This window comes from Pseudomonas sp. microsymbiont 2 (assembly GCF_054788395.1).
The window spans coordinates 5,376,771-5,402,253 of the sequence record NZ_CM139112.1; the positions used below are offsets into that span (position 1 = coordinate 5,376,771).

Annotated in this window: 19 protein-coding genes and 2 pseudogenes; 11 read left to right on the forward strand and 10 right to left on the reverse strand. The window is 64.8% G+C overall.

Annotated features, from left to right (window positions below):
- The first annotated feature begins 3 nt into the window (after nt 1-3).
- The 10 genes and pseudogenes from hisI to ACYUME_RS24230 all read left to right on the forward strand — a co-directional run bounded on the left by hisI (nt 4) and on the right by ACYUME_RS24230 (nt 7,141).
- The gene (gene hisI / locus ACYUME_RS24185) at nt 4-396 is read left to right on the forward strand and encodes a phosphoribosyl-AMP cyclohydrolase (protein ID WP_023632585.1); all 393 of its coding nucleotides are present in this window, start codon (nt 4-6) and stop codon (nt 394-396) included.
- 1 nt (nt 397) lies between these two features.
- Nucleotides 398-733, forward strand: a complete 336-nt coding sequence (locus ACYUME_RS24190) for a phosphoribosyl-ATP diphosphatase (protein ID WP_050707262.1) — start codon at nt 398-400, stop codon at nt 731-733.
- Between the two features lie 171 nt (nt 734-904).
- Nucleotides 905-1,177 carry a twin-arginine translocase TatA/TatE family subunit gene (locus ACYUME_RS24195; RefSeq protein WP_460417261.1) on the forward strand — a complete coding sequence of 91 codons (273 nt, stop codon included), beginning with the start codon at nt 905-907 and terminating at the stop codon, nt 1,175-1,177.
- A 3-nt stretch (nt 1,178-1,180) separates the two neighbouring features.
- On the forward strand, nt 1,181-1,549 hold the full coding sequence (tatB, locus tag ACYUME_RS24200; protein WP_279880169.1) for a Sec-independent protein translocase protein TatB: 369 nt from the start codon (nt 1,181-1,183) through the stop codon (nt 1,547-1,549).
- The gene (tatC, locus tag ACYUME_RS24205) at nt 1,546-2,337 is read left to right on the forward strand and encodes a twin-arginine translocase subunit TatC (protein WP_279880171.1); all 792 of its coding nucleotides are present in this window, start codon (nt 1,546-1,548) and stop codon (nt 2,335-2,337) included. Before tatB ends, tatC begins: the two co-directional genes overlap by 4 nt.
- Nucleotides 2,334-3,041 (forward strand): 16S rRNA (uracil(1498)-N(3))-methyltransferase, encoded by a 708-nt coding sequence (locus tag ACYUME_RS24210; RefSeq protein WP_460417263.1) that lies wholly within the window; start codon nt 2,334-2,336, stop codon nt 3,039-3,041. The genes tatC and ACYUME_RS24210 overlap by 4 nt, the downstream gene beginning before the upstream one ends.
- Before the next feature lie 99 nt (nt 3,042-3,140).
- Nucleotides 3,141-4,154, forward strand: a pseudogene (locus tag ACYUME_RS24215) (methyl-accepting chemotaxis protein); the annotation flags it as partial.
- Nucleotides 4,155-4,352: 198 nt separating this feature from the next.
- Nucleotides 4,353-5,057: a methyl-accepting chemotaxis protein gene (locus ACYUME_RS24220; protein WP_460419442.1), complete on the forward strand. Its 705-nt coding sequence runs from the start codon at nt 4,353-4,355 to the stop codon at nt 5,055-5,057.
- Between the two features lie 140 nt (nt 5,058-5,197).
- A pseudogene (locus ACYUME_RS24225) lies at nt 5,198-6,238 on the forward strand (methyl-accepting chemotaxis protein); the annotation flags it as partial.
- Between the two features lie 198 nt (nt 6,239-6,436).
- Nucleotides 6,437-7,141, forward strand: coding sequence for a methyl-accepting chemotaxis protein (locus ACYUME_RS24230; RefSeq protein ID WP_460419443.1), 705 nt, complete (start codon nt 6,437-6,439; stop codon nt 7,139-7,141).
- Nucleotides 7,142-7,226: 85 nt separating this feature from the next.
- On the opposite strand, the gene ACYUME_RS24235 is transcribed toward ACYUME_RS24230, so the two are convergent.
- The 7 genes from ACYUME_RS24235 to pip all read right to left on the reverse strand — a co-directional run bounded on the left by ACYUME_RS24235 (nt 7,227) and on the right by pip (nt 16,057).
- Nucleotides 7,227-7,961 carry an amino acid ABC transporter ATP-binding protein gene (locus ACYUME_RS24235; RefSeq protein ID WP_279880360.1) on the reverse strand — a complete coding sequence of 245 codons (735 nt, stop codon included), beginning with the start codon at nt 7,959-7,961 and terminating at the stop codon, nt 7,227-7,229.
- Nucleotides 7,954-8,916 (reverse strand): amino acid ABC transporter permease, encoded by a 963-nt coding sequence (locus ACYUME_RS24240; protein ID WP_460417265.1) that lies wholly within the window; start codon nt 8,914-8,916, stop codon nt 7,954-7,956. The genes ACYUME_RS24235 and ACYUME_RS24240 overlap by 8 nt, the downstream gene beginning before the upstream one ends.
- A gap of 146 nt (nt 8,917-9,062) precedes the next feature.
- Nucleotides 9,063-9,860, reverse strand: coding sequence for a transporter substrate-binding domain-containing protein (locus ACYUME_RS24245; protein ID WP_279880362.1), 798 nt, complete (start codon nt 9,858-9,860; stop codon nt 9,063-9,065).
- Nucleotides 9,861-10,092: 232 nt separating this feature from the next.
- On the reverse strand, nt 10,093-12,660 hold the full coding sequence (gene mdoH / locus ACYUME_RS24250) for a glucans biosynthesis glucosyltransferase MdoH (RefSeq protein WP_460417266.1): 2,568 nt from the start codon (nt 12,658-12,660) through the stop codon (nt 10,093-10,095).
- On the reverse strand, nt 12,653-14,389 hold the full coding sequence (locus ACYUME_RS24255; RefSeq protein ID WP_460417268.1) for a glucan biosynthesis protein G: 1,737 nt from the start codon (nt 14,387-14,389) through the stop codon (nt 12,653-12,655). Before ACYUME_RS24255 ends, mdoH begins: the two co-directional genes overlap by 8 nt.
- 262 nt (nt 14,390-14,651) lie before the next feature.
- Nucleotides 14,652-15,089: a D-aminoacyl-tRNA deacylase gene (gene dtd / locus ACYUME_RS24260; protein ID WP_460417270.1), complete on the reverse strand. Its 438-nt coding sequence runs from the start codon at nt 15,087-15,089 to the stop codon at nt 14,652-14,654.
- Nucleotides 15,086-16,057 carry a prolyl aminopeptidase gene (gene pip, locus ACYUME_RS24265; RefSeq protein WP_279880187.1) on the reverse strand — a complete coding sequence of 324 codons (972 nt, stop codon included), beginning with the start codon at nt 16,055-16,057 and terminating at the stop codon, nt 15,086-15,088. The genes dtd and pip overlap by 4 nt, the downstream gene beginning before the upstream one ends.
- 203 nt (nt 16,058-16,260) lie before the next feature.
- On the opposite strand from pip, the gene ACYUME_RS24270 reads away from it, so the two are divergent.
- Entirely contained in the window at nt 16,261-21,807 is a 5,547-nt protein-coding gene (locus ACYUME_RS24270) for a dermonecrotic toxin domain-containing protein (RefSeq protein WP_460417272.1), read from the forward strand.
- 44 nt (nt 21,808-21,851) lie between these two features.
- Here ACYUME_RS24270 and hutG read toward each other — a convergent pair whose 3' ends face one another.
- The 3 genes from hutG to ACYUME_RS24285 form a co-directional block, all read right to left on the reverse strand.
- On the reverse strand, nt 21,852-22,655 hold the full coding sequence (gene hutG / locus ACYUME_RS24275) for an N-formylglutamate deformylase (RefSeq protein ID WP_460417274.1): 804 nt from the start codon (nt 22,653-22,655) through the stop codon (nt 21,852-21,854).
- Nucleotides 22,656-22,767: 112 nt separating this feature from the next.
- Nucleotides 22,768-23,973 carry an imidazolonepropionase gene (hutI, locus tag ACYUME_RS24280; RefSeq protein WP_460417276.1) on the reverse strand — a complete coding sequence of 402 codons (1,206 nt, stop codon included), beginning with the start codon at nt 23,971-23,973 and terminating at the stop codon, nt 22,768-22,770.
- A gap of 18 nt (nt 23,974-23,991) precedes the next feature.
- Complete coding sequence (locus ACYUME_RS24285; RefSeq protein ID WP_460417277.1) at nt 23,992-25,395, reverse strand: amino acid permease; 1,404 nt, start codon at nt 25,393-25,395, stop codon at nt 23,992-23,994.
- Nucleotides 25,396-25,483 lie beyond the last annotated feature (88 nt).

Consider the following 25,483-nt stretch of genomic DNA (forward strand, 5'->3'; position numbering starts at 1 on the left):
ACGATGAAAGACTGGCTGGACGAGATCAAGTGGAACAGCGATGGCTTGGTGCCGGCGATCGCCCAGGACCACAAGACCGGGCGCGTGCTGATGATGGCCTGGATGAACCGTGAATCCCTCGCCCTGACCGCCGCCGAGCATCGCGCCATCTACTGGTCGCGCTCGCGGGGCAAGCTGTGGCGCAAGGGCGAAGAGTCGGGCCATGTGCAGAAACTGCATGAAATGCGCCTGGACTGCGACGCCGACGTGATCATCCTGATGGTCGAGCAACTGGGCCATATCGCCTGCCATACCGGCCGCGAAAGCTGCTTCTATCGCGTCTTCGAAGACGGCCAATGGAAAATCGTCGACCCGGTCCTGAAGGATCCGGACGCCATCTACAGCGCGGGACACTGACATGAGCGACACCCTGAACCGCCTCGCCGAGGTGCTGGAAGAACGCAAGCACGCGGCGCCGGACAGCAGCTACGTGGCCAGCCTGTATCACAAGGGCCTGAACAAGATCCTCGAGAAGCTCGGCGAAGAGTCCATCGAGACCATCATCGCCGCCAAGGATGCCGCCGCCAGCAAGGATTACAGCGATGTCATCTATGAGACCGCGGACCTGTGGTTTCATAGCCTAGTCATGCTCAGCGCGCTGGGCCAGCATCCGCAGGCGGTGCTCGATGAGCTGGAGCGTCGGTTCGGGCTGTCCGGGCATGATGAGAAGGCTGCGCGTCAGCCTTCTGCCTGAAGAATGCCGGGGGCGCGTTGCGCCCCTTTCGCGACGCAAGGCCGCTCCTACAGGCGTCCGCGTCGCCTGACAGATTCGCAATACCCTGTAGGAGCGGCCTTGTGTCGCGAAAGGGCTGCACAGCAGCCCCCAGGGCCCGAAAGACAGACACACATTTTTCAGGAGTACGAAATGGGCATTTTTGACTGGAAACACTGGATCGTCCTGCTGGTCGTCGTGGTGCTGGTGTTCGGCACCAAGAAACTGAAGAACCTCGGCAGCGACCTTGGCGAATCGATCAAGGGCTTTCGCAAGGCCATGAACGAAGAAGAAACCAAGCCCGCCGAGCAGACACCGCCACCGGCGCAACCAGCTCCACCGGTGCAGAACACCGCCCAGCAGGCCCAAGGCCACACCATCGAGGGCCAGGCCCAGCCGGTCCAAGAGCCGCAGCGGAAAGACTGACCCATGTTCGGCATCAGTTTCAGCGAGCTGCTGCTCGTCGGCCTGGTCGCCCTGCTGGTGCTCGGCCCCGAGCGCCTGCCGGGGGCCGCGCGTACCGCGGGCCTGTGGATCGGCCGCCTCAAGCGCAGCTTCAACGCGATCAAGATGGAAGTCGAGCGCGAGATCGGCGCCGACGACATCCGCCGCCAGCTGCACAACGAGCACATCCTGCAGATGGAGCAGGAAGCCAAGCGCATCCTCAATCCGCTGACGCCATCGGCGCAGCCGCCGGCCAGCGCTGAAACGCCCGCCACACCCGCTGTCGAAGCCGCCCCCACGCAGCCGACCGCGACGCCACCCTCCGAGCAGCCACAACCGCCACGAGCCCCATGAGCGAGAATCCGGAACATGACCAGCCGATGCCGCTGGTCTCGCACCTGACCGAGCTGCGCACCCGCCTGCTGCGCTGCGTCGCCGCCATCTTCCTGATCTTCGCCGGGCTGTTCTCCTTCGCCCAGCAGATCTACACCCTGGTCTCGGCGCCGCTGCGCGCGCACTTGCCGGCCAACGCGACGATGATCGCCACCGACGTGGCCTCGCCGTTCCTGACGCCGTTCAAGCTGACCATGATCGTTTCGCTGTTCCTGGCGATCCCGTTCATCCTGCAGCAGATCTGGGGCTTCATCGCCCCCGGCCTGTACCGCCACGAAAAGCGCATCGCCATTCCACTGCTGGTGTCGAGCATCTTCCTGTTCTACGCCGGCATGGCCTTCGCCTACTTCCTGGTATTTCCGCTGATCTTCGGCTTCTTCGCCAGCGCCACGCCCGAGGGCGTGTCGATGATGACCGACATCGCCAGCTACCTCGACTTCGTCATGACGCTGTTCTTCGCCTTCGGCGTAGCGTTCGAGATCCCGGTGGCGGTGGTGCTGCTGGTGTGGATCGGCGTGGTCGATGTGCAGTACCTGAAGAAGATCCGCCCGTACGTGATCATCGGCTGCTTCGTGGTCGGCATGGTCCTGACACCGCCGGACATCTTCTCCCAGACCCTGCTGGCCGTGCCGATGTGGATGCTGTTCGAGGTCGGCGTGCTGTGCGGCAGCCTGATCCGCAAGCGCAGTCACGAACGCGACGAAGCCCCCAGCGACCACAACGACCAGCCACCTGCGACCCAACCGTGAACCTGTTGCTTCTTGAAGAGGCCGACTTCGTGTCGGCCGACCGTGTTGTCCTGGCCGATCGCCGCTTCATCCACATGCAGGAGATCCACCGCGTGGCGGTGGGCGACAGCCTGCGCGTTGGCCGTATCGGCGGCTTGATGGGCAAGGCCGAGGTCATTCGCCTCGAAGGCCATGAAGCCGAACTGCGGGTAGCTTTCGACCAGGCACCACCGGCCAAGCTGCCGCTGACCCTGGTGCTGGCCGTGCCCCGGCCGAAGATGCTGCGCCGACTGTTCCAGACCGTCGCCACGCTGGGCGTGCCACGGCTGATCCTGGTCAACAGCTACAAGGTCGAGAAAAGCTTCTGGCAGACGCCCTTCCTCAACCCCGAGAACATCCGCGAAAACCTGATCCTCGGGCTCGAACAGGCCCGCGACACGGTGTTGCCCGAAGTGATCATCGAAAAGCGCTTCAAGCCGTTCGTCGAAGATCGCCTGCCTGCGATCGCCACTGGCACCCTCGGGCTGGTGGGCCACCCCGGCCCCTACCCGGCCTGCCCGCGCGCGGTGGAAGGTCCGGTAACCCTGGCGATCGGCCCAGAAGGCGGCTGGATCCCGTACGAAGTCGACCTGCTCGGCAAAGCCGGGCTGGCTCCTGTACAGCTGGGCGATCGCATCTTGCGCGTGGAAACGGCGGTCACGGCCTTGCTTTCGCGAATTTTCTGACAGGCAGGTCAGGTTTTTCTCATCAAGTTTCCCCACCCCACGCCGATGGCCTGTGCAACAGAACAATAATCCGCACAGCCGCACGCCGGGGAGTCGTCTATGTACCGTTGGTTCGCCCAATCACTGGGAAATGTAAGCGTCAATCGCAAGTTGGGGATCGGCTTCGGCCTGGTGCTGCTGCTCACCCTCGGCATCACCTTCACCGGCTGGCTGGGCATCGACAGTGTCACCAGCCGTGGCGACAAGCTCGGCAACATCTCGGTGATCCACCAGTACACCCAGGACCTGCGCATCGCTCGCCAGCACTATGAGCGCAGCCGTGACGACGCCGCCGTGGCAGAGCTGGAGAAAGCCCTGGCCAACCTCGAGCGCCAGGTACGGTTCATGCTCGAGCAGATCGAGCTGCCCGCCGACCGCCAGCGCCTGGACCAGCAACAGGACGCCGTGCGCCAGTACCAGCAGGCCTTCGCCGAGCTCAGGCAGGCGGGCCAACGCCGCGAGGCCAGCCGCGGCGTGCTGGGCGATAGCGCCGACCAGGCCGCCGAGCTGATCGGCAAGGCCCAGCAGCGCCTGCTGCAGGGTGGCGATATCCAGCAGTACCAGGAAGCCGTGCAAGTCGCCGCCCTGCTGCAGCAGGCGCGCTTCCAGGTGCGCGGCTACACCTACAGCGGCAAGGCCGAATTCCAGCAGACCGCACTGTCCGCCATCGACCAGGCCATGGCCGTGCTCAAGACCCTGCCGGCCAAGCTCCCGGCCGAGTTCGCCAGCAGCCTCGACGACGCCGCCGTGGCGCTGGCGGGCTACCGCGACGCGGTGAACCAGTTCGGCAGTGCCCAGGCCGCCAGCGAGCAGGCCCTGGCGCACATGGCCGAACAGGGCCAGATCCTGCTCGGCACCAGCGAAGCGATGACCGTTTCCCAGACTGAAGTTCGCGACCAAGGCACGCAGCAGGCCAAGACCCTGCTCGCCGGCGCCAGCGGCCTGGCCTTGCTGCTGGGCGTGCTGGCCGCCTTCGCCATCACCCGGCAGATCATCGTCCCCTTGCGCCAGACCCTCGCCGCCGCCGAACGCGTGGCTGGCGGCGACCTGCGCCAGGACCTCCAGGTGCAACGTCGCGATGAACTGGGCCAGTTGCAGGCCAGCATGCAACGCATGACCCAGAGCCTGCGCGAGCTGATCGGCGGCATCGGCGATGGCGTGACGCAGATTGCCAGCGCCGCCGAAGAACTGTCGGCGGTGACCGAGCAGACCAGCGCCGGGGTCAACAACCAGAAAGTCGAGACCGACCAGGTCGCCACCGCCATGAACGAGATGGCCGCCACCGTGCAGGAGGTCGCGCGCAATGCCGAGCAGGCCTCGGAGGCGGCGCTGATGGCCGATCAACAGGCCCGCGAGGGTGACAAGGTGGTCGGCGAGGCAATTGCCCAGATCGAGCGCCTGGCCGGCGAGGTGGTGAACTCCAGCGAGGCGATGAACCAGCTCAAGGCCGAAAGCGACAAGATCGGCAGCGTGCTCGACGTGATCAAATCGGTGGCCCAGCAGACCAACTTGCTGGCGCTCAATGCCGCTATCGAAGCCGCCCGTGCCGGCGAGGCCGGGCGCGGCTTCGCGGTGGTCGCCGACGAGGTGCGCAGCCTGGCCCAGCGCACCCAGCAGTCCACCGAGGAAATCGAAGAGCTGATCGCCGGCCTGCAGAACGGCACCGAACGCGTGGCCAGCGTCATGGACAACAGCCGCGCGCTCACCGACAGCAGCGTCGAACTCACCCGCCGCGCTGGCGGCTCGCTGGAGACCATCACCCGCACCGTGTCGTCGATCCAGGCGATGAACCAGCAGATCGCCACCGCCGCCGAGCAGCAGAGCGCCGTGGCCGAAGAGATCAACCGCAGCGTGATGAACGTGCGCGACATTTCCGACCAGACCTCGGCGGCCAGCGAAGAAACAGCCAGTTCCAGTGTCGAGCTGGCGCGTCTGGGCACTCACCTGCAAGGGCTGGTGGGCCGATTCAAGCTCTGATCAGAAGCCAAATCCTTCGAATTGCAGGGAATTTTCCTACTCAGTTTGCAGGTCCAGTCCGACGCCCTCTCTGCCGATGAAAAAAGGCCATGGCGGCAATTTGCCGGCATGACCTTTTCTCAACTGGATGGAGACCTGTCATGTTCGCCTACCTCGATCGCAAACTCGGCAACCTGAACGTCGGGCTCAAGCTCGCCTTGGGCTTCGCCGTGGTGTTGCTGCTCACCCTGGCCACCACGCTCAGCGGCTGGCGCGCCCTGGATGGCGCCATCAACCGTTCGGAGCAGCTCAGCGATATCAGCGAGCTGAACGACCTGACCCGCGACCTGCGCGCCGAGCGCATCACCTACCGGGTACTCGCCGACGATGCCAGCAAGGCGCAGATCACCCGGATCCTCGAACAGTTGCACAGCCGTCTCACCCTGTTGCAGCAACGCAGCCAGGTCGATCAGTCAAGGCAGATGCTGAAGCAGAAACTGCAATTGCTCGAGCGCCTGCAGCAGGACTTCGCCGCGTTGCAGCGCGCGGTCGACAGCCGCCAGGGCCGGCGCACGGCCATGCAGGAACAGGCCATGGCACTGGAAAAGGTGATTGACGAACTACAGACCCAGGCGCTGCTGAAAATGCCGGCCGATGGCCAGCAAGGCACCATCATCGGCTCGATGGACACCCTGAGTCGCCACGTGGACAGCGCCGGCCAACAAAGCCAGGTACCGGCCTACGCCTTCGCCTCGCGCGATGCCTTTGCCCTCATGGGCGATGCCGCGCTGGATGCCGCGGACACCAGCCTCGCCCAACTGCTGCGGGGCATAGCGCCATTGGAGCTGCCACACACGCTGACCCAGCGCCCCAAGGCGGAACTGGACCGCTACCGCACAGCCCTGCGCCAGTACCGCGATGCGGCGCTGGAGGTCGAACGGCTGCAAGACGACATGGAAAAGACGGGAGCGCAGCTCCAGGCAATCAGCATGGAACTGGCCGAGCGCAAGGTCGAACAGCGCGACAGCGAAGCCGTGGCCGCACGTTCGCTGCTCACCACCGTGGCCGTCCTGGCCCTGCTGGTCGGCGTACTCGCGGGCTGGCTGATCACCCGGCAGATCACCCACCCGCTGCGGCAGGTACTGGCCCAGGCATCGCGAATCGCCGCAGGCGACCTCAGCCAGCGGGATGCAGTGCGGCGCCGCGACGAGATGGGCCAACTGCAGGGCCGCATGCACGAGATGACATTGAGCCTGCGCGAGCTGCTGGGCGGTATCGACAATGGCGTTGCCCACCTGTCGCGATCGGCCAGCGAACTGGCCAGCTCCAGCGCGGACACCCGCGAACGCATCAGCCAACAGCGCGATGAGACCGACCAGGTGGCCACCGCGATGAACCAGATGAGCGCCACGGTTCAAGAGGTCGCGCAAAGCGCCGAGCAGGCCTCCGTGGCCGCCACCACCGCCGACGGCCAGGCCCGGCAGGGCGATCAGGTGGTCGCTGAAGCGGTAGCACGCATCGAGCAACTGGCCGGACAGATGGACCGCTGTCTCGAGGCGATGGGGCATCTGGCCGGCGAAAGCCAGCGCATCGGCTCGATCCTCGACGTGATCAAGTCGGTATCCGAACAGACCAACTTGCTGGCCCTCAACGCGGCCATCGAGGCGGCGCGGGCGGGCGAGGCCGGGCGTGGCTTCGCCGTGGTGGCCGACGAGGTACGCGGGCTGGCCCAACGTACCCAGCAATCGACCGAGGAAATCGAGCAACTGATCGACAACCTGCACCGCGGCACCGACGAGGTCACCGGCCTGCTCGACAACAGCAAGCGCCTCACCGAACAGAGCGTCGAGCTCAGCCGCAAGGCCGGCGATGCCCTGGGGCAGATCAGCGCGACAGTGTCGACCATCCAGGGCATGAACCAGCAGATCGCCACGGCCAGCGAAGAGCAGAGCGTGGTCGCCGAGCAGATCAACCGCAGCGTCATGAATGTCCGGGATGTCTCGGACCGCACCAGCGTGGCCAGTGAACAGACGGCGGCATCGAGCGGCGAGCTGGAACAGCTGGGGCAGCAGCTGCGCGGGATGGTGGGGCGCTTCAGTCTCTAGATCTGCATCGCTCGCTTCGCGGGTAAACCCGCTCCCACAGAGGCCATACATTGCCTCCGTGGGAGCAGGTTTACCCGCGCAGGGGCTAGAGCACCTGGCGCAGGAACGCCTGGGCCCGCGGGTCCTTCGGCGCCGCGAAGAACTGCTGCGGTGGCGAGTCTTCCAGCAACTTGCCGTGGTCGAAGAACAGTACGCGGTCCGCCACTTCCCGGGCAAAGCCCATCTCGTGGGTCACGCAGACCATGGTCATGCCTTCCTGGGCCAGGGTCTTCATCACGTCCAGCACCTCGCCGACCATCTCCGGGTCGAGCGCCGAGGTCGGCTCGTCGAACAGCATCACCTTCGGTTCCATCGCCAGGGCCCGGGCGATGGCCACCCGCTGCTGCTGGCCGCCCGACAGGCGCGAAGGGTATTCGTTGGCCTTCTGCGCGATGCCGACCTTTTCCAGCAACGCCCGGGCCTTGGCTTCGCGCTCGGCCTTGTTGCGCTTGCGCACCACCTTCTGCGCCAGGCACAGGTTTTCCAGAACGGTCATGTGCGGGAACAGGTTGAAGTGCTGGAACACCATGCCGACTTCGCGACGATAGGCGTTGATATCGGTCTTGGGGTTGTCCAGCTGCAGCCCGTCGATGGACACATGGCCCTCGTCGAAGTGCTCCAGGCCGTTCAGGCAGCGCAGGAAGGTCGACTTGCCCGAACCGGACGGGCCGAGCACCACCACCACCTCGCCCTTGGCGACCTGGGTGGTGACGTTGTCCACCGCGCGCACGACGTGGCCACGGGTGTCGAAGACTTTCAACAGGTCACGGACTTCAATCACTTTGCGCAAGCCTCCGCTCGAGCCGGCTGGCGATGTGCGACAGCGGCAGGTTGATCAGCAGGTACAGGCCCGCCACGCAGAACCAGATCTCGAAGGTCGAGAACGAGGTGGTGATGGCCTCGCGGCCGCTCTTGGTCAGCTCGGTGATGGCGATCACCGAGACCAGCGAGGTGTCCTTGACCAGGCTGATGAACTGCCCGGCCAGCGGCGGCAGCACGCGCTTGAACGCCTGGGGCAGGATCACATGACGCATCGACTGGGCGCCGTTCAAGCCCAGCGAGCGTGCCGCCTCGTTCTGCCCCTTGGCGATCGACTGCACGCCGGCGCGGACGATCTCGGCCACGTAGGCGCCGGTGAACAGCGCCAGCGCCGCCACCCCGGCGAACTCGCGAGACAGGTTGAGCACGGTGCCGATGAAGAAGTAGAAGATGAAGATCTGCACCAGCAGCGGCGTGCCGCGCACCAGCTCGACGTAAACCGTGGACAGGTCGCGCAACGTGGGGTTGCTGGACAACCGGCACAGCCCGGCGAACAGGCCGAGCACCAGGCCCAGGGCACCGGAGATCACCGAGATCCACAGGGTGGTCCACAAGCCCCAGGCCAAGGGGCCGGCAGCCCAGTGCCGGGTAACGCCGATGGCATCGCCCTCGGCGACGTCGTCGCCCCGGGCCAGCAGCATGCTGTCCTTGGCCACTTCGACGACCTGGGTGTCGCCGTTCTCGTCCTTCAGGGTGACCCGGGCGTTGTCGCCGGATACCACGATTTCCTCGACCGTGCCTGGGTTGGCGGCACGCTGGGTTTCCTCGGCCTTGTAGGCGAAGTATTGCGGAACGCGGTTCCAGCGCCACTCGTAGGAAATCATCGAGGTGGCCAGGTACAGGCTGAACGCCAGGCCCACCAGGACCAGCGCGGTCAGCCCATGCCAGGGCCACTGTGCTTTCTTGTGTTTGATCACTTGGGGTACTTCCACAAAAAAAGAAACGCGCCGGGTGGAGCTTTAGCGGTAGCCCGTGGAGCGTGCGTCGTACTTGCTGGCCTCGATCTAACGCCCTTAGCCCTACCTGCGCGTCGGGGTCAAAGTCTGGGTTTGTGGCCCGACCCTTATTCCATTTCCTTCAGCCAGTCCTTGCTCTTGAACCACTTGTCGTGAATACGATCGTAGGTCCCGTCATGCTTGATCTGGTGCAGGAAGTTGTTGATGAAGTTGATGCTGTCGTAGTCGCCTTTCTTCAGGCCGAAGGCCAGCGGCTCGTAGGTGAAGGGCTCTTCCAGGAACACCAGCTTGCCGGCACCGGCCTTCTCCACCGCCACCACGTTGTACGGCGAGTCATAGACGAAGGCATCGGCCTTGCCGTTGACCACGTCCATCACGCCTTCCTGCTCGTTGTCGTAGCCGTGGTACTTGGCCTTGCCGATCAGCTTCTTGGCGACCATCTCGCCAGTGGTGCCGAGCTTGGAGGTGAGGCGGTACTTCTCGTTGTTCAGGTCCTTGTACGACTTGATCTCGCCCGCCAGCTCCTTGCGGATCAGCAGGGTCTGGCCAACGACGATGAAGGGTTCGCTGAAGTTCAGGCGCAGGTTGCGCTCCTGGGTCAGGGTCATGCCGCTGCCGATGAAGTCGAACTTGTCGGTCATCAGGGCCGGGATGATGCCGTCATAGGCGGTGGAGACCATTTCCAGCTTGACGCCCATGGCCTTGGCCATGGCTTTGAGGATGTCGACTTCGAAGCCGATGATCTCGCCGCGCTTGTTGGTCATTTCGAACGGCATGTAGGTCGGGTCCATGCCCACACGCAGAGTGCCGCGCTTGACCGCATCATCGATGGCGCCGGCCTGGGCGGCGGTCACCGCGATCAGGGCGGTCGCGCCGACCAGCAGTCGCGACAGGAATTTCTTCATCATCACCAAGTCCCCTAGCAAGAAGTACGCAGATTTTTCTTGTAAGCACGGCCTGACAGACCGATGCGTAATGTCGGGTGGGATGCTAACGCATGCGTGGCCTGGGACCTAGAGCCGGGGGGGACTTTGTTGGCCAAAATCGACCAGAAAGCATCGCGGGGCCAGCCCGCTCCCACGCACCGTTGACAGGGCGTGGGAGCGGGCTGGCCCCGCGATTATCGGAGCAACGGGCTCAAGCCAGGGCTGGCTGGGCCAAGTTTTCCGGATGCAGCGGCAGCAGCGGCGAGTGCGGATCGTTGGCGATGGACGCCCGCCACACATCGATCCACGCCGTGTTGTGCCCGGCCCACACCTGCTCGTGCAGACGCGACAGCGCCACTGGGTCGCTGAGCAGCGCCAGGCGGGTGTTCAGATCCAGGCCTTGCGGACCGACTTCAAGTGCCTTGGCCACGCGCTCGGCGCGCAGCGCCTCGATCGGCGCGGCCTGGCCATGCCGCGCCGTGGCCATGGCGCAGGCCAGGGCGTTCTGGCGCGGGTCGACCACGGCACGGACGAAACCGTCGTGCATGGCATGCCAGCGGTTCTCGTGGGTGTACTGGTCGGTCGCCAGCAGCTCCTGCGGCGTCGCGTACTCCTCGGGGATGAGGAACAGTTTCTCGTCCTTGGCCGCCAGGCCCAGGCGCGTGCGGCTGGAGATCACCGACACCGGGATCGACAGCACCAGCGAACCGACGATCGGTGCCAGCCACCACAGGAAGCTCGGGTTCAACCAGGCGACCAGCGCGGCCCAGGCGATGCCCAGCAGGGTCTGCGGACCATGACGGCGCACCGCTTCGCTCCACGGGGTGGAGTCGTCGTCACGCTGCGGCGAGTTCCAGGTCGCCGCCCAGCCGAGGAACGCAGCCAGTACGAAGCGGGTGTGGAAGATCATGCGCACCGGTGCCAGCAGCATGGAGAACAGCATCTCCAGCAGCATCGACAGGGTGACCTTGATCCGCCCGCCGAACTCGATCGCGCCCTTGGCCCAGATCAGGATGACGCTGAGCAGCTTGGGCAGGAACAGCAGCACGATGGTGGTGGAGAACAGCGCGATGGCCTTCTCCGGATGCCATTGTGGCCACAGCGGATAGAGCTGGAACGGCTCGATGAAGTATTGCGGCTCCATCAGGGTATTGGTCGCCAGCAGCGCGGTCGACAGCACCAGGAACAGGAACCACAGCGGCGCCGACAGGTACGACATCACCCCGGTGAGGAACACCGCGCGGTGTACCGGGTGCATGCCCTTGACCAGGAACAGGCGGAAGTTCATCAGGTTGCCGTGGCACCAGCGGCGGTCGCGCTTGAGCTCGTCGAGCAGGTTCGGCGGCAGCTCTTCGTAGCTGCCCGGCAGGTCGTAGGCGATCCACACGCCCCAACCGGCACGGCGCATCAGCGCGGCTTCGACGAAGTCGTGGGAAAGGATCGCGCCGGCGAAGGCGCCCTTGCCCGGCAGCGGCGCCAGGGCGCAATGCTCTATGAACGGCTTCATGCGAATGATCGCGTTATGGCCCCAGTAGTGCGACTCACCGAGCTGCCAGAAGTGCAGGCCGGCGGTGAACAGCGGGCCGTACACACGGGTGGCGAACTGCTGCATGCGCGCGTACAGGGTGTCCATACCCGAGGCTTTCGGCCCGGTCTGGATGATGCCGGCGTCCGGATTGGCCTCCATCAGGCGCACCAGGCTGCTCAGGCATTCGCCGCTCATCACGCTGTCGGCGTCGAGTACGACCATGTACTTGTAGTCGCCGCCCCAGCGCCGGCAGAAGTCGTCGAGGTTGCCGCTCTTGCGCTTCACCCGGCGCCGACGGCGGCGGTAGAAGATGCGGCCGAAGCCCTTGGTCTCGCGGCATACGTCGAGCCAGGCCTGCTGCTCGGCGACGGCGATGTCGGTGTCGTTGGTATCGCTGAGCACGAAGAAATCGAAACGGTCGAGGTTGCCGCTGGCGGCCACCGACTCGAAGGTCGCGCGCAGGCCGGCGAACACCCGTGGCACGTCTTCGTTGCAGATCGGCATCACCAGCGCGGTACGGGCATCGGCGGCGATCGGCTCATTGCCGGCGCTGCTGCCGGAAATACGGTACTTGTCACGCCCGGTGAGCAGCTCGAGGAAGCCCATCAGCGCGGTCCAGAAGCCCGCCGACACCCAGCAGAACAGGATGCCGAAGAGGATCAGGATGGAGGTCTGCAAGGCATAGGGCCAGACCTGCACCACCGTGTCCCAGAGCGGCTGGTTGAGGATTTCGTCGAAGTCGACGAACGACCAGCCCTGATACGGCAGGATGCCCTTCATGTACCAGCCGGCGACGAGTGTCTGGCCGATCATCAAGGTCAGCAGGATATAGCGGCGGATCGAGCCGACCGTGCGCCAGCGCGCCGGCGGCAGCTCGCGCTTGGGCGGCTGCGGGGCATTGGTGCGGCCGGTCATGCGCCGCCACATGCGAATCAGGATGTTGGTGCGCCAGGGCTCGGGCACGACCTTGGTGCGCTTGATCGGCGGCGCGATCTTCAGGCACAGCCGGCCACCGGCATCGACGCCGAGCATCTCGGCCTCCTCGAGCTCGGCGGCGCTGCCGACGGTAAGGCGCGAGCCCACCGAAGCCTGGGCGGCCTCGGCGGTGCCGGCGGCCGGTTGGGCCGCCAGGCGTTGGTGCAGTTCGCTGAACGAGGCGCAACGGGCGAGTTCCGCGCGCTGCTCGTCGTTCAGGGGAAGGTGGGCCAGGTACTCGCCAAGCGATTCCGGCCTTGCGCTTGAGTTACTCATCGGCAGGCAACTGATAGCTCCAGGTCTCGGTCAGCACTTTCTCGGTGGTGGCCGGGGTCCCGTTGGTGGATGCCGCGTCGGCGGCGGGTTGCTCGGCGGCTGCCTCGGCCTTGACCTTCTCGGCCTTGGCGTGAGCATGCTTGGCCGCGGCCTTGTCCTGCTTGGCGTCCTTGGCCGGCTTGGGCTGCTCGACCGGCACGTCGCGCAGCAGCGCGGCGCGCATCTCGGTCGACTTCTTCGGATCCTGCACCTTCAGGCGCAAGGTCAGGCGCCAGCCCTTGGTCTCAGGGTTGTAACGCAGGTTGTTCTCGACCAGCTCGGCATTGTCGCCAACGCTCACCTGGCTGCGCACGGCGGTGTCGGCCGGCAGGCTGGCCAGGTTCGGGCCGACGAAGTCGACCAGGAAGGCAACGGTGCCATCCGCCTGGCGGATCAGGTTGGACTGCTTGACGTCACCGGTGGAGCGCAGGGTCTGCTTGACCCAGCCCAGATCCGGCGAGTGCAGCTGGTCTTCCTTGATGGTCCAGCGCAGGCGGTAGTCGTACTCGAATGGCTTGCCTGGCTCAGGCAGCTTCTCCGGGCTCCAGAAAGCCACGATGTTGTCGTTGGTCTCGTCGGCGGTCGGGATCTCGACCAGGTCGACGGTGCCCTTGCCCCAGTCGCCTTTGGGCTCGATCCAGGTGCTCGGGCGCTTTTCGTATTCGTCGTCGAGGTCTTCGTAGTCGCTGAAGGCGCGCTGGCGCTGCAGCAGGCCGAAGCCACGCGGGTTCTCGACGCTGAAGTTACTGACGGCCAGGTGTTTCGGGTTGTTCAGCGGACGCCACAGCCATTCGCCGTTGCCAGCGTGGATCGACAGACCCTCGGAATCGTGCAGGGCCGGACGGTAGTTCATGACCTTCGATGGCTGGTTGGGGCCGAACAGGTACATGCTGGTCAGCGGTGCGATGCCCAGGCGGCTGACCTGATCGCGCAGGTACACGCGCGACTTCACATCGACCAGGGTGTCATCGCCGGGACGCAGGGTCAGCTTGTAGGCGCCGGTGGAACGCGGCGAATCCAGCAGCGCGTAGATCACCAGGTGCTTGTCGTTGGGCTTGGGCTTCTCGATCCAGAACTCACGGAAGCGCGGGAACTCCTCGCCGGACGGCAGCGCGGTGTCGATGGCCAGGCCACGGGCCGACAGACCATAGCGATGGCCCTTGCCGACCACGCGGAAGTAGCTGGCGCCAAGCAGGGTCATGATCTCGTCCTGCTTGTTCGCCTTGTTGATCGGATAGAGCACGCGGAAACCGGCGTAGCCCAGATCCTTGGTGGCATCGGCGTCATGCGGCACGTCGCCGAACTCGAAGCGGCTCGGGTCGTACTTGATTTCCTCGACCTTGCTGGCGGTGACCTCGTTGATTTTCACCGGCGTGTCGAAGTGCATGCCCTGGTGGTAGAAGGACAGCTTGAACGGCGTCTTGTCCTTGGCCCACTCGGCCTTTTCCTGGATGAAGCGGATCTTCTGGTAGTCGGCGTACTTCATGTCGCGGAACACCGGCGGCAGGTTGCTCTTCGGTGCCTCGAATTTCTGACCGGCCAGATCCTTTGCCTTGGCTGCAACATCGTCCAGATTGAATGCCCACAGCTGGCCCGCGCTCAGCAGGCCAACCATCGCCACGCCGGCCAGCATGGCCTTGCGCAACCGATTGCCGGGGATTCTTGGTGCAATACAGGGGCTTACAATCACGAGCAATCCTCGCCGAAAACAGATCATGAAACCAACGGCCAGCGACCAATGCCGGGTTGGCGAGCACTGTTCGGACCCCGTGAGGGCCTAATGATTCCCCAAACGGATCCAGACAATGCTCGAGTCAAAGTGAAACGAACCTGCGAACGCAGGCTCATGCAGCGCGCGATTATCCAGCAGGTCGCGTTACAACGCATCAGGCTGAACAAACTATTTATCGTACAAAACCCCTTGTTTTCGACAAACAAAGGGTTTTTTGACCTCATATTTGTAACATAAATGTTACCGGGCCATCATTGACCAAATGCACCTGCATGTCAGCGCCGAAGCGACCACTGGCCACGACCGGGTGCTGTCCCTGTGCCTGGCGCAAAAGATAGTCGAAAAGCTCGGCGCCGAGTGCCGGCGGCGCCGCCGTCGAAAAGCTCGGGCGCATGCCGTTGCGGGTATCGGCGGCCAGGGTGAACTGCGACACCAGCAGCAGGCCACCGCCGACATCCTTGAGCGAACGGTTCATCTTGCCCTGCTCGTCGCTGAACACCCGGTAGTTCAGCAGTTTGTGCAACAGCTTGTCGGCATGTTCGGGCAAATCTTCAGGCTCGACCGCCACCAGCGCCAGCAAACCCTGGTCGATGGCACCGACGATCTCCCCCGCCACTTCCACCCGGGCGCCACGCACGCGCTGGATCAGCCCCTTCATGCTTCTTCCAGGGGGAGGTCGAGCAGGCGTCGAGCCATCTGGTCGGCGGCTCGCACCAGGGCATCGGTGATGCCAGGCTCGGAAGCGGCGTGGCCGGCATCGCGAATGACTTTAAGCTCGCTGTTCGGCCAGGCCTGGTGCAGCTCCCAGGCGTTGTCCAGCGGACAGATCACGTCGTAGCGGCCATGCACGATCACCGCCGGCAGGTGGGCGATCTTCGGCATGTCGCGGATCAGCTGGTCCGGCTCGAGGAATGCGTTGTTGGTGAAATAGTGGCATTCGATGCGGGCGATCGACAGCGCGCGCTGCGGCTCGGAGAAGCGGTCGACCACCAGCGGGTTCGGGCGCAGGGTGGCGGTACGGCCTTCCCAGGTCGACCAGGCCTTGGCGGCGTGCATCTGGGCGATCTGGTCGTTGCCGGTCAGGCGCTTGTGGAACGCGGCGACCAGGTCGCCGCGCTCTTCCGGCGGGATCGGCGCGATGTAGTCCTGCCAGTAGTCGGGGAACAGGCGGCTGGCGCCCTCCTGGTAGAACCAGCTGATCTCCTGCGGGCGGCACAGGAAGATGCCGCGCAGGATCAGGCCATGCACGCGCTCGGGGTGGGTCTGGGCATAGGCCAGGGCCAGGGTCGATCCCCATGAGCCGCCGAACAGTACCCACTTGTCTATACCCAAGTGCTCGCGAATGCGCTCCAGGTCCTCGACCAGGTGCCAGGTGGTGTTGTTCTCCAGACTCGCATGGGGCGTGGAACGACCGCATCCGCGCTGGTCGAAGGTGATGATGCGGTAGAGGTTCGGGTCGAAGTAGCAGCGGCTCTGGGCATCGCAGCCAGCGCCCGGGCCACCATGGATGAACACCACGGGCAGACCTTCCGGCGAGCCGCTTTCATCGACATACAGCACATGCGGCGCTTCCACGGCCAGATCGTGTCGGGCGTAAGGTTTGATCTGCGGGTACAGGGTCTGCATTGCGCACTCCGTGTGAGGTTTTAATCTGCCGCCTGGCATCATAAACCCGAATTGCGCTTTGAGCATGCATCCATGGCAACCATCGTGCTCGACCGGCCTCGCCCCGGGCCAGGCGTACCCGGCGCCTGGCAGACCTATCTACCCCACCACGCCACCAAGCCCCCCTCATAGTCCGTGTCCCATTGATCATGACGGACTACTTGATGACCACCCCGAACGACACCTCTCATCCGCGCCGCAGCATTCATTACAGCACTGTCGAACGCCAGCTGCCCCAGTGGTTGAAAACCGCCTCACCGGAGCTTCGCACGGCCATGCGCGAGCGGCCACGGCCACCGGCCTGGCTGGAAACGGCAATCCAGGAAAAGCCCAGCATCGCCAAGGCCTGGAGCGAAGAGCACGCCAAACTGCGCGAGCGCCAGGCGCAGGTCGCGAAGTTGTTCGAGCAACTTCCAGACCTCGCGACATTCGCCAGGCAGCAGTTGAGCGAGGCCGTGACCAAGCGTTTCGGCCTCACGCTCGATGTGGATGCGACCTATCTTGTGGACGCCCGCCTGATCGACGCCTCGACCGCCATCGACGCTCGCCAGGCTGTCGACCGGGCAACCCGCTCCCTGCTGCAAAGCGCCCTGCACAACTTCGATGCCGCAGCCACCGAGGCTGGCGGCATGGACGCCGCCGAGGCCCCGCTGAAGCGGTCGGTCATCCTCGATCATCGCCGGTTCATGGGGACCGTTCCGATCGGCAATGCACTGAACCTTGACCCAGAGGCTTTCGCCGATCTGTGCCGCACACTGGATATCGGCGGCCAGTATCACGACAGGCTCCACAGCATCTATTACCCCACAGACGAATCGGCCAAGCCCGACGCTGCGACAGCGTTGGCGGTCTACCAGACCCTTGGTCGGGTCGAGGAATCGGCATTCCGGCAAGCCCTGCACTTCGCCCGACTCAAAGGTGACATAGACCAGCCCTTTTACGATGCCGCTCTCGCCACCGCGCTGGATCAGGAAGATTCAGCTGCCACCAGCGGTGCCGTCGAGTTCAGTCTGCTCTCGCTCTGGGAAGTGGAACTGGTCGGTATCGCGCTCGTGACCCTGCAGGAGCAAGCGCGCAAGACCGTGGCGCTGTACACGCCCGAGGACAGCGAAACGCCGATCAAGGCATTTGCCTCCCTGCAGGATTTGCAAGACGACTTGCGCGACCGGCTGCGGGCGAACATCCATTATCTGGACAAGCATGTCGCCGAGCGCGACAAGGCATCGTTCAGCAGCAGGCTTGCCGATCGCCTCACCCCTCTGGGGTGGAGCCGTCGAGGCCTGCGCGAACGCGTATCGGCGCCATCCGCCGGCCTGGCTCCGGTGGCACACCCCTTTGGCTACTCGTTTCTCGGCACAATGGCGTTCCAAAAGGTCGAGCGCCACGAGAAAGACGCCATCTTCCACGCAGTGCCGACACACGTCGTCGACCTGCAGAGCGCCAAGGCACACCATGCCTTGATCGCCACACGGCTGCTCACGGCCCTCAACATCGCCGGCTTCTTCGTGCCAGGCCTGGGCGAGGCGATGCTCGCCGTGTGTGTCATGCAGCTGGCGTATGAAGTCTACGAAGGCTTCGAGAGCTGGCAGAACGACGAGCAGGACCTGGCCTGCAAGTACCTGGTGGACGTGGCCGAGAACATCGCGCTCATGGCGGCGATGGCCGGCGTCGCCAAGATTGTGCGTGGCAACGGCGGGACCGAGGCCATTGACGACGCGCAACAGCCAGAGGCAGAGGCAGAGGCAGAGGCAGAGCGGCCCACCGTGGAGACACCGTCCTTCATCGAGGAGCTGGAGGATGTCGAGATGCCCGACGGCCAGGTTCGTCTGTGGAAACCTGACCTGACGCGCTATCACTCCGACCAGTCGCTGCCCGAGACCCTCGAGCCGGATGAAAACGGCCTGCGCGACCACCAGGGCCAGCGCTGGCTGGTGATCCAGGGCGCCCAGTACCGGGTCGAGCAGGCGACGCCGAGCGCCCAGTTCCGCCTCATTCATCCGACCAAAGCCTCAGCAGCACGTCCCGCCGTGCGCCACAATGGCGCCGGCGCCTGGCTGCTGCCGCGCGAGAATCCCATGCAATGGACACGCGACAAGCTGTTGCAGCGCATGGACCTCTCGACCACCCACCTCGGCACCGACACCGCCCGCCACATGCTGCAGGTCAGCGGTATCGAGGAGGACGCGCTGCGGCGCACGCTCACGGAGAACGAACGGTTACCGGCCGTGCTTCAGGACACGATTGCACGCTTCAAGCTGGACCAGGCCACACAACGCCTGCCGGGTGACCTCGTGCTGTCGAAGGAGTTCGAGCGGGCCTACGAGCGCCTGCCCGCCAGCCAGGCGACAGGAGCCGCCGTGATCCGGCGGGTGTACCCGAAGCTCCCGACACCGGTCATCGATGAACTGCTGGACAAGGCCAGCCCTGTCGAGCTGCAGGCGCTCGACGCCGACAAGGTACCGCTACGCCTGGCCGAGGAAATTCGCGTCTACCAGCAGCGGATTCGCCTGGCCAGGGCCTACGAAGGGTTGTACCTCAAGAGCGTGCGCAGCCGGGACAGCGAGCGCCTGCTCATGCATACCCTCGAACGCCTGCCAGGCTGGCCTGCAGAAACCCGGCTGCTACTTCAGCAACTGCGTTACTTGCCTGGCGAGCACATCGACATAGGTCCGACGGACACCTCCTTGCGCAGGATCATCAGTAGTGTCGAGGCCGGCTATCTCGTCACTGGCGTGGATAACGCCGACACCGCTCTGACGCCCAGCGCGACCCTCCATGCCGCGTTGTGCCGGGCGTTGCCCGAAGCCATGACGCAACTGGGCATCGCCGATGAGGACGGGCTGCGTCGATTGCTGCAGGAGCACCCGCTGCCACGCGCGACGGCAAGGCAAGTACTGGGGATGCAAGCTGTACGCCCTGGCTATCGCTCGCCCATGCGCCTGGCCGACGGTCGCCTGGGTTATCCACTGAGCGGTGGCCTGCCGACGGAACAGGGCATCACCCGCCAGACCTTGCTCGACACCATTGTCGCGACGGGCTTGACCGAACACACCCGGCGTTCGGCAGCCGAGATCCTGATGATCATCACCAGCCCTGGCCGCACCCAGGCCCAGGTGCTCGCACGGCTGCAGACCTTGCTCGAACAACGCAGCGAGCTGCAAAGCAGGCTCGATGACTGGAGCGAAGCGATCTCGCCCAGCTCCGACGAAGCCGCGCAGAACTACGAGACCCTGCGCACGGCCATCATGCAGCACTGGTACGACACCGCGCTGGCCGAGAATGGCGAGCACACGGCGGAGTTGTCGATCCAGGGTGTGCCACTGACCGACGTCCCAATGACGTTGCCTGCGTTCTTCACCTCACGTATCCATCGACTGCGCCTGCTCAATCTCCCCTCGGGCAGCCTGGCTGGCTGGGCGCAACACGAGCGCTTGCTGCAGCGCCTCCTGCAACAGGTCCCGCAACTTCGGGAGCTGGAAGTCAGTCGGCCCTACAACCGCATGGCCACACCAACGCCCTTCAAGCACAGCCTCTCTGTCATCGCCGAGCAATTGCCCAATCTGCAGACACTGCTCCTGACCAACCAGAACATTCCCCTTACCGCCAATGACGTCGGGCGACTGGCGGGACTGAACCAGCTGCGACGCCTCGACCTGAGCGGCAATCGCTTCGCACAGCACACCAGCCCTGACTTCGACGGTTTTTCCCTGGACTATCTGGGCCTGGACAACATGCACCTGGGACAATGGCCGACCGGCCTTGGCAGGACGTCCCTGGGACGGATCGCCCATGTGTCGCTGCGCAACAACAGCCTCAGGTCGCTGCCCGCGTTCCTGTTCGAGGCGCCAGACACCACGACCAATCTCCCCCTGCTCTCACTGGAGGGCAATGACATCAACGCGCACCACCTGCAGCGCTTGCTGCTCAACGAGCGCGGCACGGTGTCGCGGGTGCGGGCCGACGTGCCAGCGGACGTCACCGCACAGCTCGAGCGCGCTCAGCGTGAGCGGCGACAGCTGCAGGAAGCACTCGACGGCTGGCGAGATGCCTCGAGCTCCTCGGCCCCACTGACACAGGCGGCTCAACAGGACAGGCGCGGCATCGAACAGGCCATCAACACGTTCTGGGCGAACCAGGAGCGTGGCCAGCGTTACCTGCGGCTGCGCTTCGAGGATGTGGCGCTGGAACACTTCCCCAGGCGCCTGCCTGGTTTCTTTGGCGGACGGCTGGAATCCCTGGTGCTGACCCGCGTGAGCGGCTCCGCCACGCAGCTGGGCGAGCTGCTCGATCGCTTCCCCAACATTACCCGTCTGACCATCGATGCACACGCTGCCCCGACCTCCGCGCTGGCCGGGGTGCTGTCCCGCCTGACACGGCTCACCCACCTGGAGTTTCGCAACATGGGCCTGGAAATCGACCAGGCCATGCTCGAAGCCTTTGGTCGCCTACCGCGTCTATCGTCGCTGGACTTGTCCGGAAACCGAATCGGCGCCATCACCCAGCCTCCAGGCAGCTTGTCCAGCAACCTGACATCGCTCTACCTGAGCAACATGAGCCTGCCGGCCTGGCCAACCTGGTGCGATCGCCTGCTGCCCCTGGAATTCCTCGACCTGAGCAACAACAACATCACGCAACTGCCCGATCATATTCTGGAGACCATCCAGAGTCCGATGCCAATCTCGTCGGTATCGCTGTTCGGCAATCCGCTGTCGGACGACACTATCGAGCGTGTCCGCACCTATTCGGACAGCCAGCACAGCCGTTCCTTCGCCATGGACCTGCCTGACAACCTGATGCTCGTCGACTCCTCGGACGAGGGCTCGTTGCTCGATCACCACCACTTTCCCGTGCCTGGCGCCATGGATGACACACCGACACGCGCAGACTGGATGCTGGGCACCCAGGCGCAGAACGACGCCTTGAGCGATGCCTGGGCCACGCTCGAAGCGCTCGAGGATGGCAACATCCTGCTACGCCTGGCTGGTCGCTTGCGCAATGCCGCGCCGTATCTCGATCCAACCACGCGAGTCACGTTCTGCGAGCGCGTGCGCATGATGCTGGTGACGGCGGCAGCCGATGATGCCGAGCGCCCGATCATGAGTGCTATCGCCGAGGCCGCCCTGCCAGATCCGAAGACCCGCTCGCAAACCTGCCACGACGGAGTACTCCAGGAGTTCAACAACATCGAGTTGCTGATGATGAACAACCGTGTGCTGGCAGATGCAGGCGACACCTTGGAAAGCCTGCATCAGCGCTATCGGCAGTTTTTCCGCATGGGCGAGCTTGAGATGCTGGCCAGCCAGCGTACCCGCCCGGGAGATCGGGCTTCGGTGCGCTTGACTTACCGTCACGACCTCGGTCGCGAACTTGACCTACCGCTTTGCGACAATCTGCGTCATCGCAGTGCCGCTCAACTGGACAGCGATGAATTGGCCGATGTGCTGGCGCAGGTAAGGGAGAGGGAAAGCAGTGACGCATATCTCGAATACCTGCTGAAAATCGACGCCTGGACCAGCCGTCTGCGTGGGGAGTACCAGGACCGCTTCAGCGAAATCGAGCAGCGCTTCGGTGAATGGGTGCGGGCAGTGAGCGAGCTCGACCTACCGCTGGCGGAGGAGCTGGCCCTGCAGCAGAACCTGCAGGCCGACAAAGAGCAGCATGAGAAGGCGTTACTACTGGAGCTGACCATCCTGCACGTCCGGCATGAGTGATACCGTCCGAGGCCGGCCCGTCCAGACGGGCCGGCCATCGACGATCAACGGCCGTAGCGGTCCTTGCCCCAGGCGATCAGCGCTTGCAGCAGCTTGCGCAAGACGGCTTGAGTCGGTTGCGCCAGGTCTTCGCGGTAGGCGAACGGCACCACTTCTTCCATATAAGTGCTCTGGGCCAGCTCCAGCTGTACCGCGTGGATATGGCTGGCCGGGTCGCCATAGTGGCGGGTGATATGCCCGCCCTTGAAGCGGCCGTTGAGCACATGGCTGTAGTCCTTGGCCTCGACGCATACGCCCACTAGTCGCTCGGCCAGCTCCGGATCGCAACTGGCGCCGTTGAAGGTGCCCAGGTTGAAGTCCGGCAGTTTTCCGTCGAACAGGTGCGGGATGTGCGCACGGATCGAATGGGCGTCCCACAGCAGCGCATAGCCGAACTCTGCGCGCAGGCGCTCCAGTTCGCGACGAATTGTGTCGTGGTAAGGGCGCCAGATCCCTTCCAGGTACGTGGCCCGCTCATCGGCGCTCGGCACCTGGCCATCCTTGAACAGCGGCTCGCCATCGAACAATGTCGCCGGGTACAGGCCGGTGGTGGCGCCGGCGTACAGCGGCTTGTCGTCATCCGGGCGATTCAGGTCGATGACGAAGCGCGAATACTCCGCCGCCACCACACTGGCGCCCAGCTCGCGGGCGAAGTCGTACAGGCGCGGAATGTGCCAGTCGGTGTCCGGCAGGCTGCGTGCCTGATCGACCAGGCCGTCACGCACCTTGTCGGTCAGACCCAGCCCGGCGTGGGGCATGCTGATCAGCAATGGCAGCCGGCCTTGGTGAAAACTCAATACCTTGTCCATATGACTCCTACAGCGTATCTGATTGACCGTCGTGGGAGCGGGCTTGCCCCGCGATGGAGGGCACCGGCTTCGCCGGTATCGCGGGGCAAGCCCGCCCCCACGAAACTACCGTTCAGTTGGATATCTCGTGACCCAGGCGCACCACGCGCTTGGGCAGGTCGCCGCCGAGCCAGTAGCTGAGGTCGGCCGGGCGTTCGATCTGCCAGGCGATGAAGTCCGCCACCTTGCCCACTTCCAGCGAGCCGTGGCTGTCGCCCAGCCCCAGCGCCGTGGCGGCATGCACGGTGACGCCGGCCAGGGCTTGCTCGGGGGTCATGCGGAAACAGGTGCAGCCCATGTTCAGCATCAGGCGCAGCGACAGCCCCGGCGAAGTGCCGGGATTGAGGTCGCTGGCCAGGGCGATCTTCACGCCGTGTCGGCGCAGGGCGTCCATCGGTGGCAACTGGGTTTCGCGCAGGAAATAGAACGCCCCTGGCAGCAGCACGGCGACTGTACCGGCTGCGGCCATGGCGATGGCGTCTTCCTCGGTCATGAACTCCAGGTGGTCGGCCGACAGCGCCTGGTAGCGCGCCGCCAGGCTCGAGCCGTGCAGCGATGACAACTGCTCGGCATGCAGCTTGACCGGCAGCCCCAGCTCGCGCGCCTTGATGAACAGGCGCTCGACCTGGGCCGGGGAGAAGGCCAGGTGCTCGCAGAAGGCATCCACCGCATCCACCAGCCCCTCGGCGGCCAGCGCCGGGAGCATCTGCTCGCAGATATGGTCGATGTAGTCGTCCGCCCTGCCCGCGTATTCCGGCGGCAAGGCGTGCGCAGCCAGGCAGGTGCTGCGCACGGTGACCGGCAGCTCCTCGCCCAGGCGCCGGGCGACGCGCAGCATCTTGCGCTCGTTGTCGAGGTCCAGGCCGTAGCCAGACTTGATCTCGATCGTGGTCACACCATCGCGCATCAGCGCTTGCACCCGCTGGCGAGCACTGGCCAGCAGCTCGTCCTCGCTGGCCGCGCGGGTGGCCCGCACGGTGCTGGCGATGCCACCGCCCTGGGCGGCGATTTCGGCATAGCTGACGCCCTGCAGGCGCTGCTCGAACTCACCGCTGCGGTTGCCGCCGAACACCGCGTGGGTGTGGCAGTCGATCAGCCCGGGGGTGACCCAGGCCCCGCCCAGGTCGACGACGCGGTCAGCCGCGACCGGCGGCACGTCAGCGCGGGGGCCGATCCACTCGATCAGGCCGGCGCTGGTGACGATCGCCGCATCCTCGATGACCGCGTAGCGGCCGTCGGTCATGGTCGCGGCGTGGCAGTGCTGCCAGAGGGTTCTCATCAGGATCTCCTTTCGAATTCAGCGGTGCAGCTCGGCAGGCTCCCGGAGCGGCTCGCCACCACCGGCGCGTGGCTTGCACCACAGCAGGTAGGACGCCACCAGGAACACCACCCAGATCACCCCGACGATCAAGGCCGCCTGGGTATCGGGGAAGTAGCCGAGCACACCGAAGATGAACACCATGAAGGCAATGGCCATGGCCGGGCCATAAGGCCAGAACGGTACCGGGAACTTGAGCTGGGCGACTTCCTCGCGGCTCATGCTGCGACGCATGGCGACCTGGGTGATCAGGATCATCAGCCACACCCACACGGTGGCGAAGGTGGCGATCGAGGCGATCAGCAGGAACACGTTCTCCGGGATCAGGTAGTTGAGCAGCACGCCGATCAGCAGCGCCGCACCCATCACCACCACGGTCATCCACGGCACGCCATGCTTCGACAGTTTGCCGAAGCCGCGTGGCGCCTGGCCGTGCTGGGCCAGGCCGTACATCATGCGGCCGGCGCCGAAGATGTCGCTGTTGATCGCCGAGATGGCCGCAGAGATCACCACGATATTGAGCACCGCCGCAGCCGAGCCGATGCCCAGATTGCTGAAGATCTGCACGAACGGGCTGCCCTGGCTGCCGATCTGCGGCCACGGGTACAGGCACATCAGCACGAACAGGGTGAGCACGTAGAACAGCAGGATGCGCAGCGGTACAGCATTGATCGCCTTGGGGATGACGCGCTGAGGGTCTTTCGCCTCACCAGCGGTGACGCCGATGATCTCGATGCCACCGAAGGCGAACATCACCACCGCGAACGAGGCGATCAGGCCACTGACGCCATTGGGCATGAAACCGCCGTGGTCGAACAGGTTGCTCACCCCAACCGCGTGCCCGGTGCCCACCTGGCTGAAGCCGAAGGCCATGATGCCAAGGCCGGCCAGGATCATCGCGACGATGGCGCCGACCTTGAGCAGCGACAGCCAGAACTCCATTTCACCGAAGACCCGCACGTTGCACAGGTTCAGGCCGCCGATCAGGAACACGATGCCCAGCACCCAGATCCAGCGGGCGACCTCCGGGAACCAGAAGCCCATGTAGATACCGAAGGCGGTGACGTCGGCGATGGCGACGATGACCATCTCGAAGGCGTAGGTCCAGCCGAGGATGAAGCCGGCCATGGGGCCGAGGTAGGTACTGGCGTAGTGGCCGAAGGAACCGGCCACCGGGTTGTGCACGGCCATCTCGCCGAGGGCACGCATGACCATGAACACGGCAGCGCCGCCGATCAGGTAGGCCAGCAGCACGGCCGGGCCAGCCATCTGGATGGCCGAGGCCGAACCGTAGAAAAGCCCGGTACCGATTGCCGAACCGAGCGCCATGAAACGGATATGCCGGGCCGATAGCCCGCGCTTGAGACCTTGAGCTTGTTGCATGTCACGTCCTTATTGTTGTTCTGGTCGTGAATTCGGGAGGGCTGCGGACATCCCATCGCGGGGCAAGCCCGCTCCCACGATCGGCGTG

What these genes read in the sequence shown, in the direction of transcription:
- hisI (WP_023632585.1), top strand. Translation starts at nt 4, where the DNA reads ATGAAAGACTGGCTGGACGAGATCAAGTGGAACAGCGATGGCTTGGTG.
- ACYUME_RS24190 (WP_050707262.1), top strand. Translation starts at nt 398, where the DNA reads ATGAGCGACACCCTGAACCGCCTCGCCGAGGTGCTGGAAGAACGCAAG.
- ACYUME_RS24195 (WP_460417261.1), top strand. Translation starts at nt 905, where the DNA reads ATGGGCATTTTTGACTGGAAACACTGGATCGTCCTGCTGGTCGTCGTG.
- tatB (WP_279880169.1), top strand. Translation starts at nt 1,181, where the DNA reads ATGTTCGGCATCAGTTTCAGCGAGCTGCTGCTCGTCGGCCTGGTCGCC.
- tatC (WP_279880171.1), top strand. Translation starts at nt 1,546, where the DNA reads ATGAGCGAGAATCCGGAACATGACCAGCCGATGCCGCTGGTCTCGCAC.
- ACYUME_RS24220 (WP_460419442.1), top strand. Translation starts at nt 4,353, where the DNA reads ATGGCCGCCACCGTGCAGGAGGTCGCGCGCAATGCCGAGCAGGCCTCG.
- ACYUME_RS24230 (WP_460419443.1), top strand. Translation starts at nt 6,437, where the DNA reads ATGAGCGCCACGGTTCAAGAGGTCGCGCAAAGCGCCGAGCAGGCCTCC.
- ACYUME_RS24245 (WP_279880362.1), bottom strand. Translation starts at nt 9,860, where the DNA reads ATGAAGAAATTCCTGTCGCGACTGCTGGTCGGCGCGACCGCCCTGATC.
- mdoH (WP_460417266.1), bottom strand. Translation starts at nt 12,660, where the DNA reads ATGAGTAACTCAAGCGCAAGGCCGGAATCGCTTGGCGAGTACCTGGCC.
- dtd (WP_460417270.1), bottom strand. Translation starts at nt 15,089, where the DNA reads ATGAAGGGGCTGATCCAGCGCGTGCGTGGCGCCCGGGTGGAAGTGGCG.
- pip (WP_279880187.1), bottom strand. Translation starts at nt 16,057, where the DNA reads ATGCAGACCCTGTACCCGCAGATCAAACCTTACGCCCGACACGATCTG.
- ACYUME_RS24270 (WP_460417272.1), top strand. Translation starts at nt 16,261, where the DNA reads ATGACCACCCCGAACGACACCTCTCATCCGCGCCGCAGCATTCATTAC.
- hutG (WP_460417274.1), bottom strand. Translation starts at nt 22,655, where the DNA reads ATGGACAAGGTATTGAGTTTTCACCAAGGCCGGCTGCCATTGCTGATC.
- hutI (WP_460417276.1), bottom strand. Translation starts at nt 23,973, where the DNA reads ATGAGAACCCTCTGGCAGCACTGCCACGCCGCGACCATGACCGACGGC.
- ACYUME_RS24285 (WP_460417277.1), bottom strand. Translation starts at nt 25,395, where the DNA reads ATGCAACAAGCTCAAGGTCTCAAGCGCGGGCTATCGGCCCGGCATATC.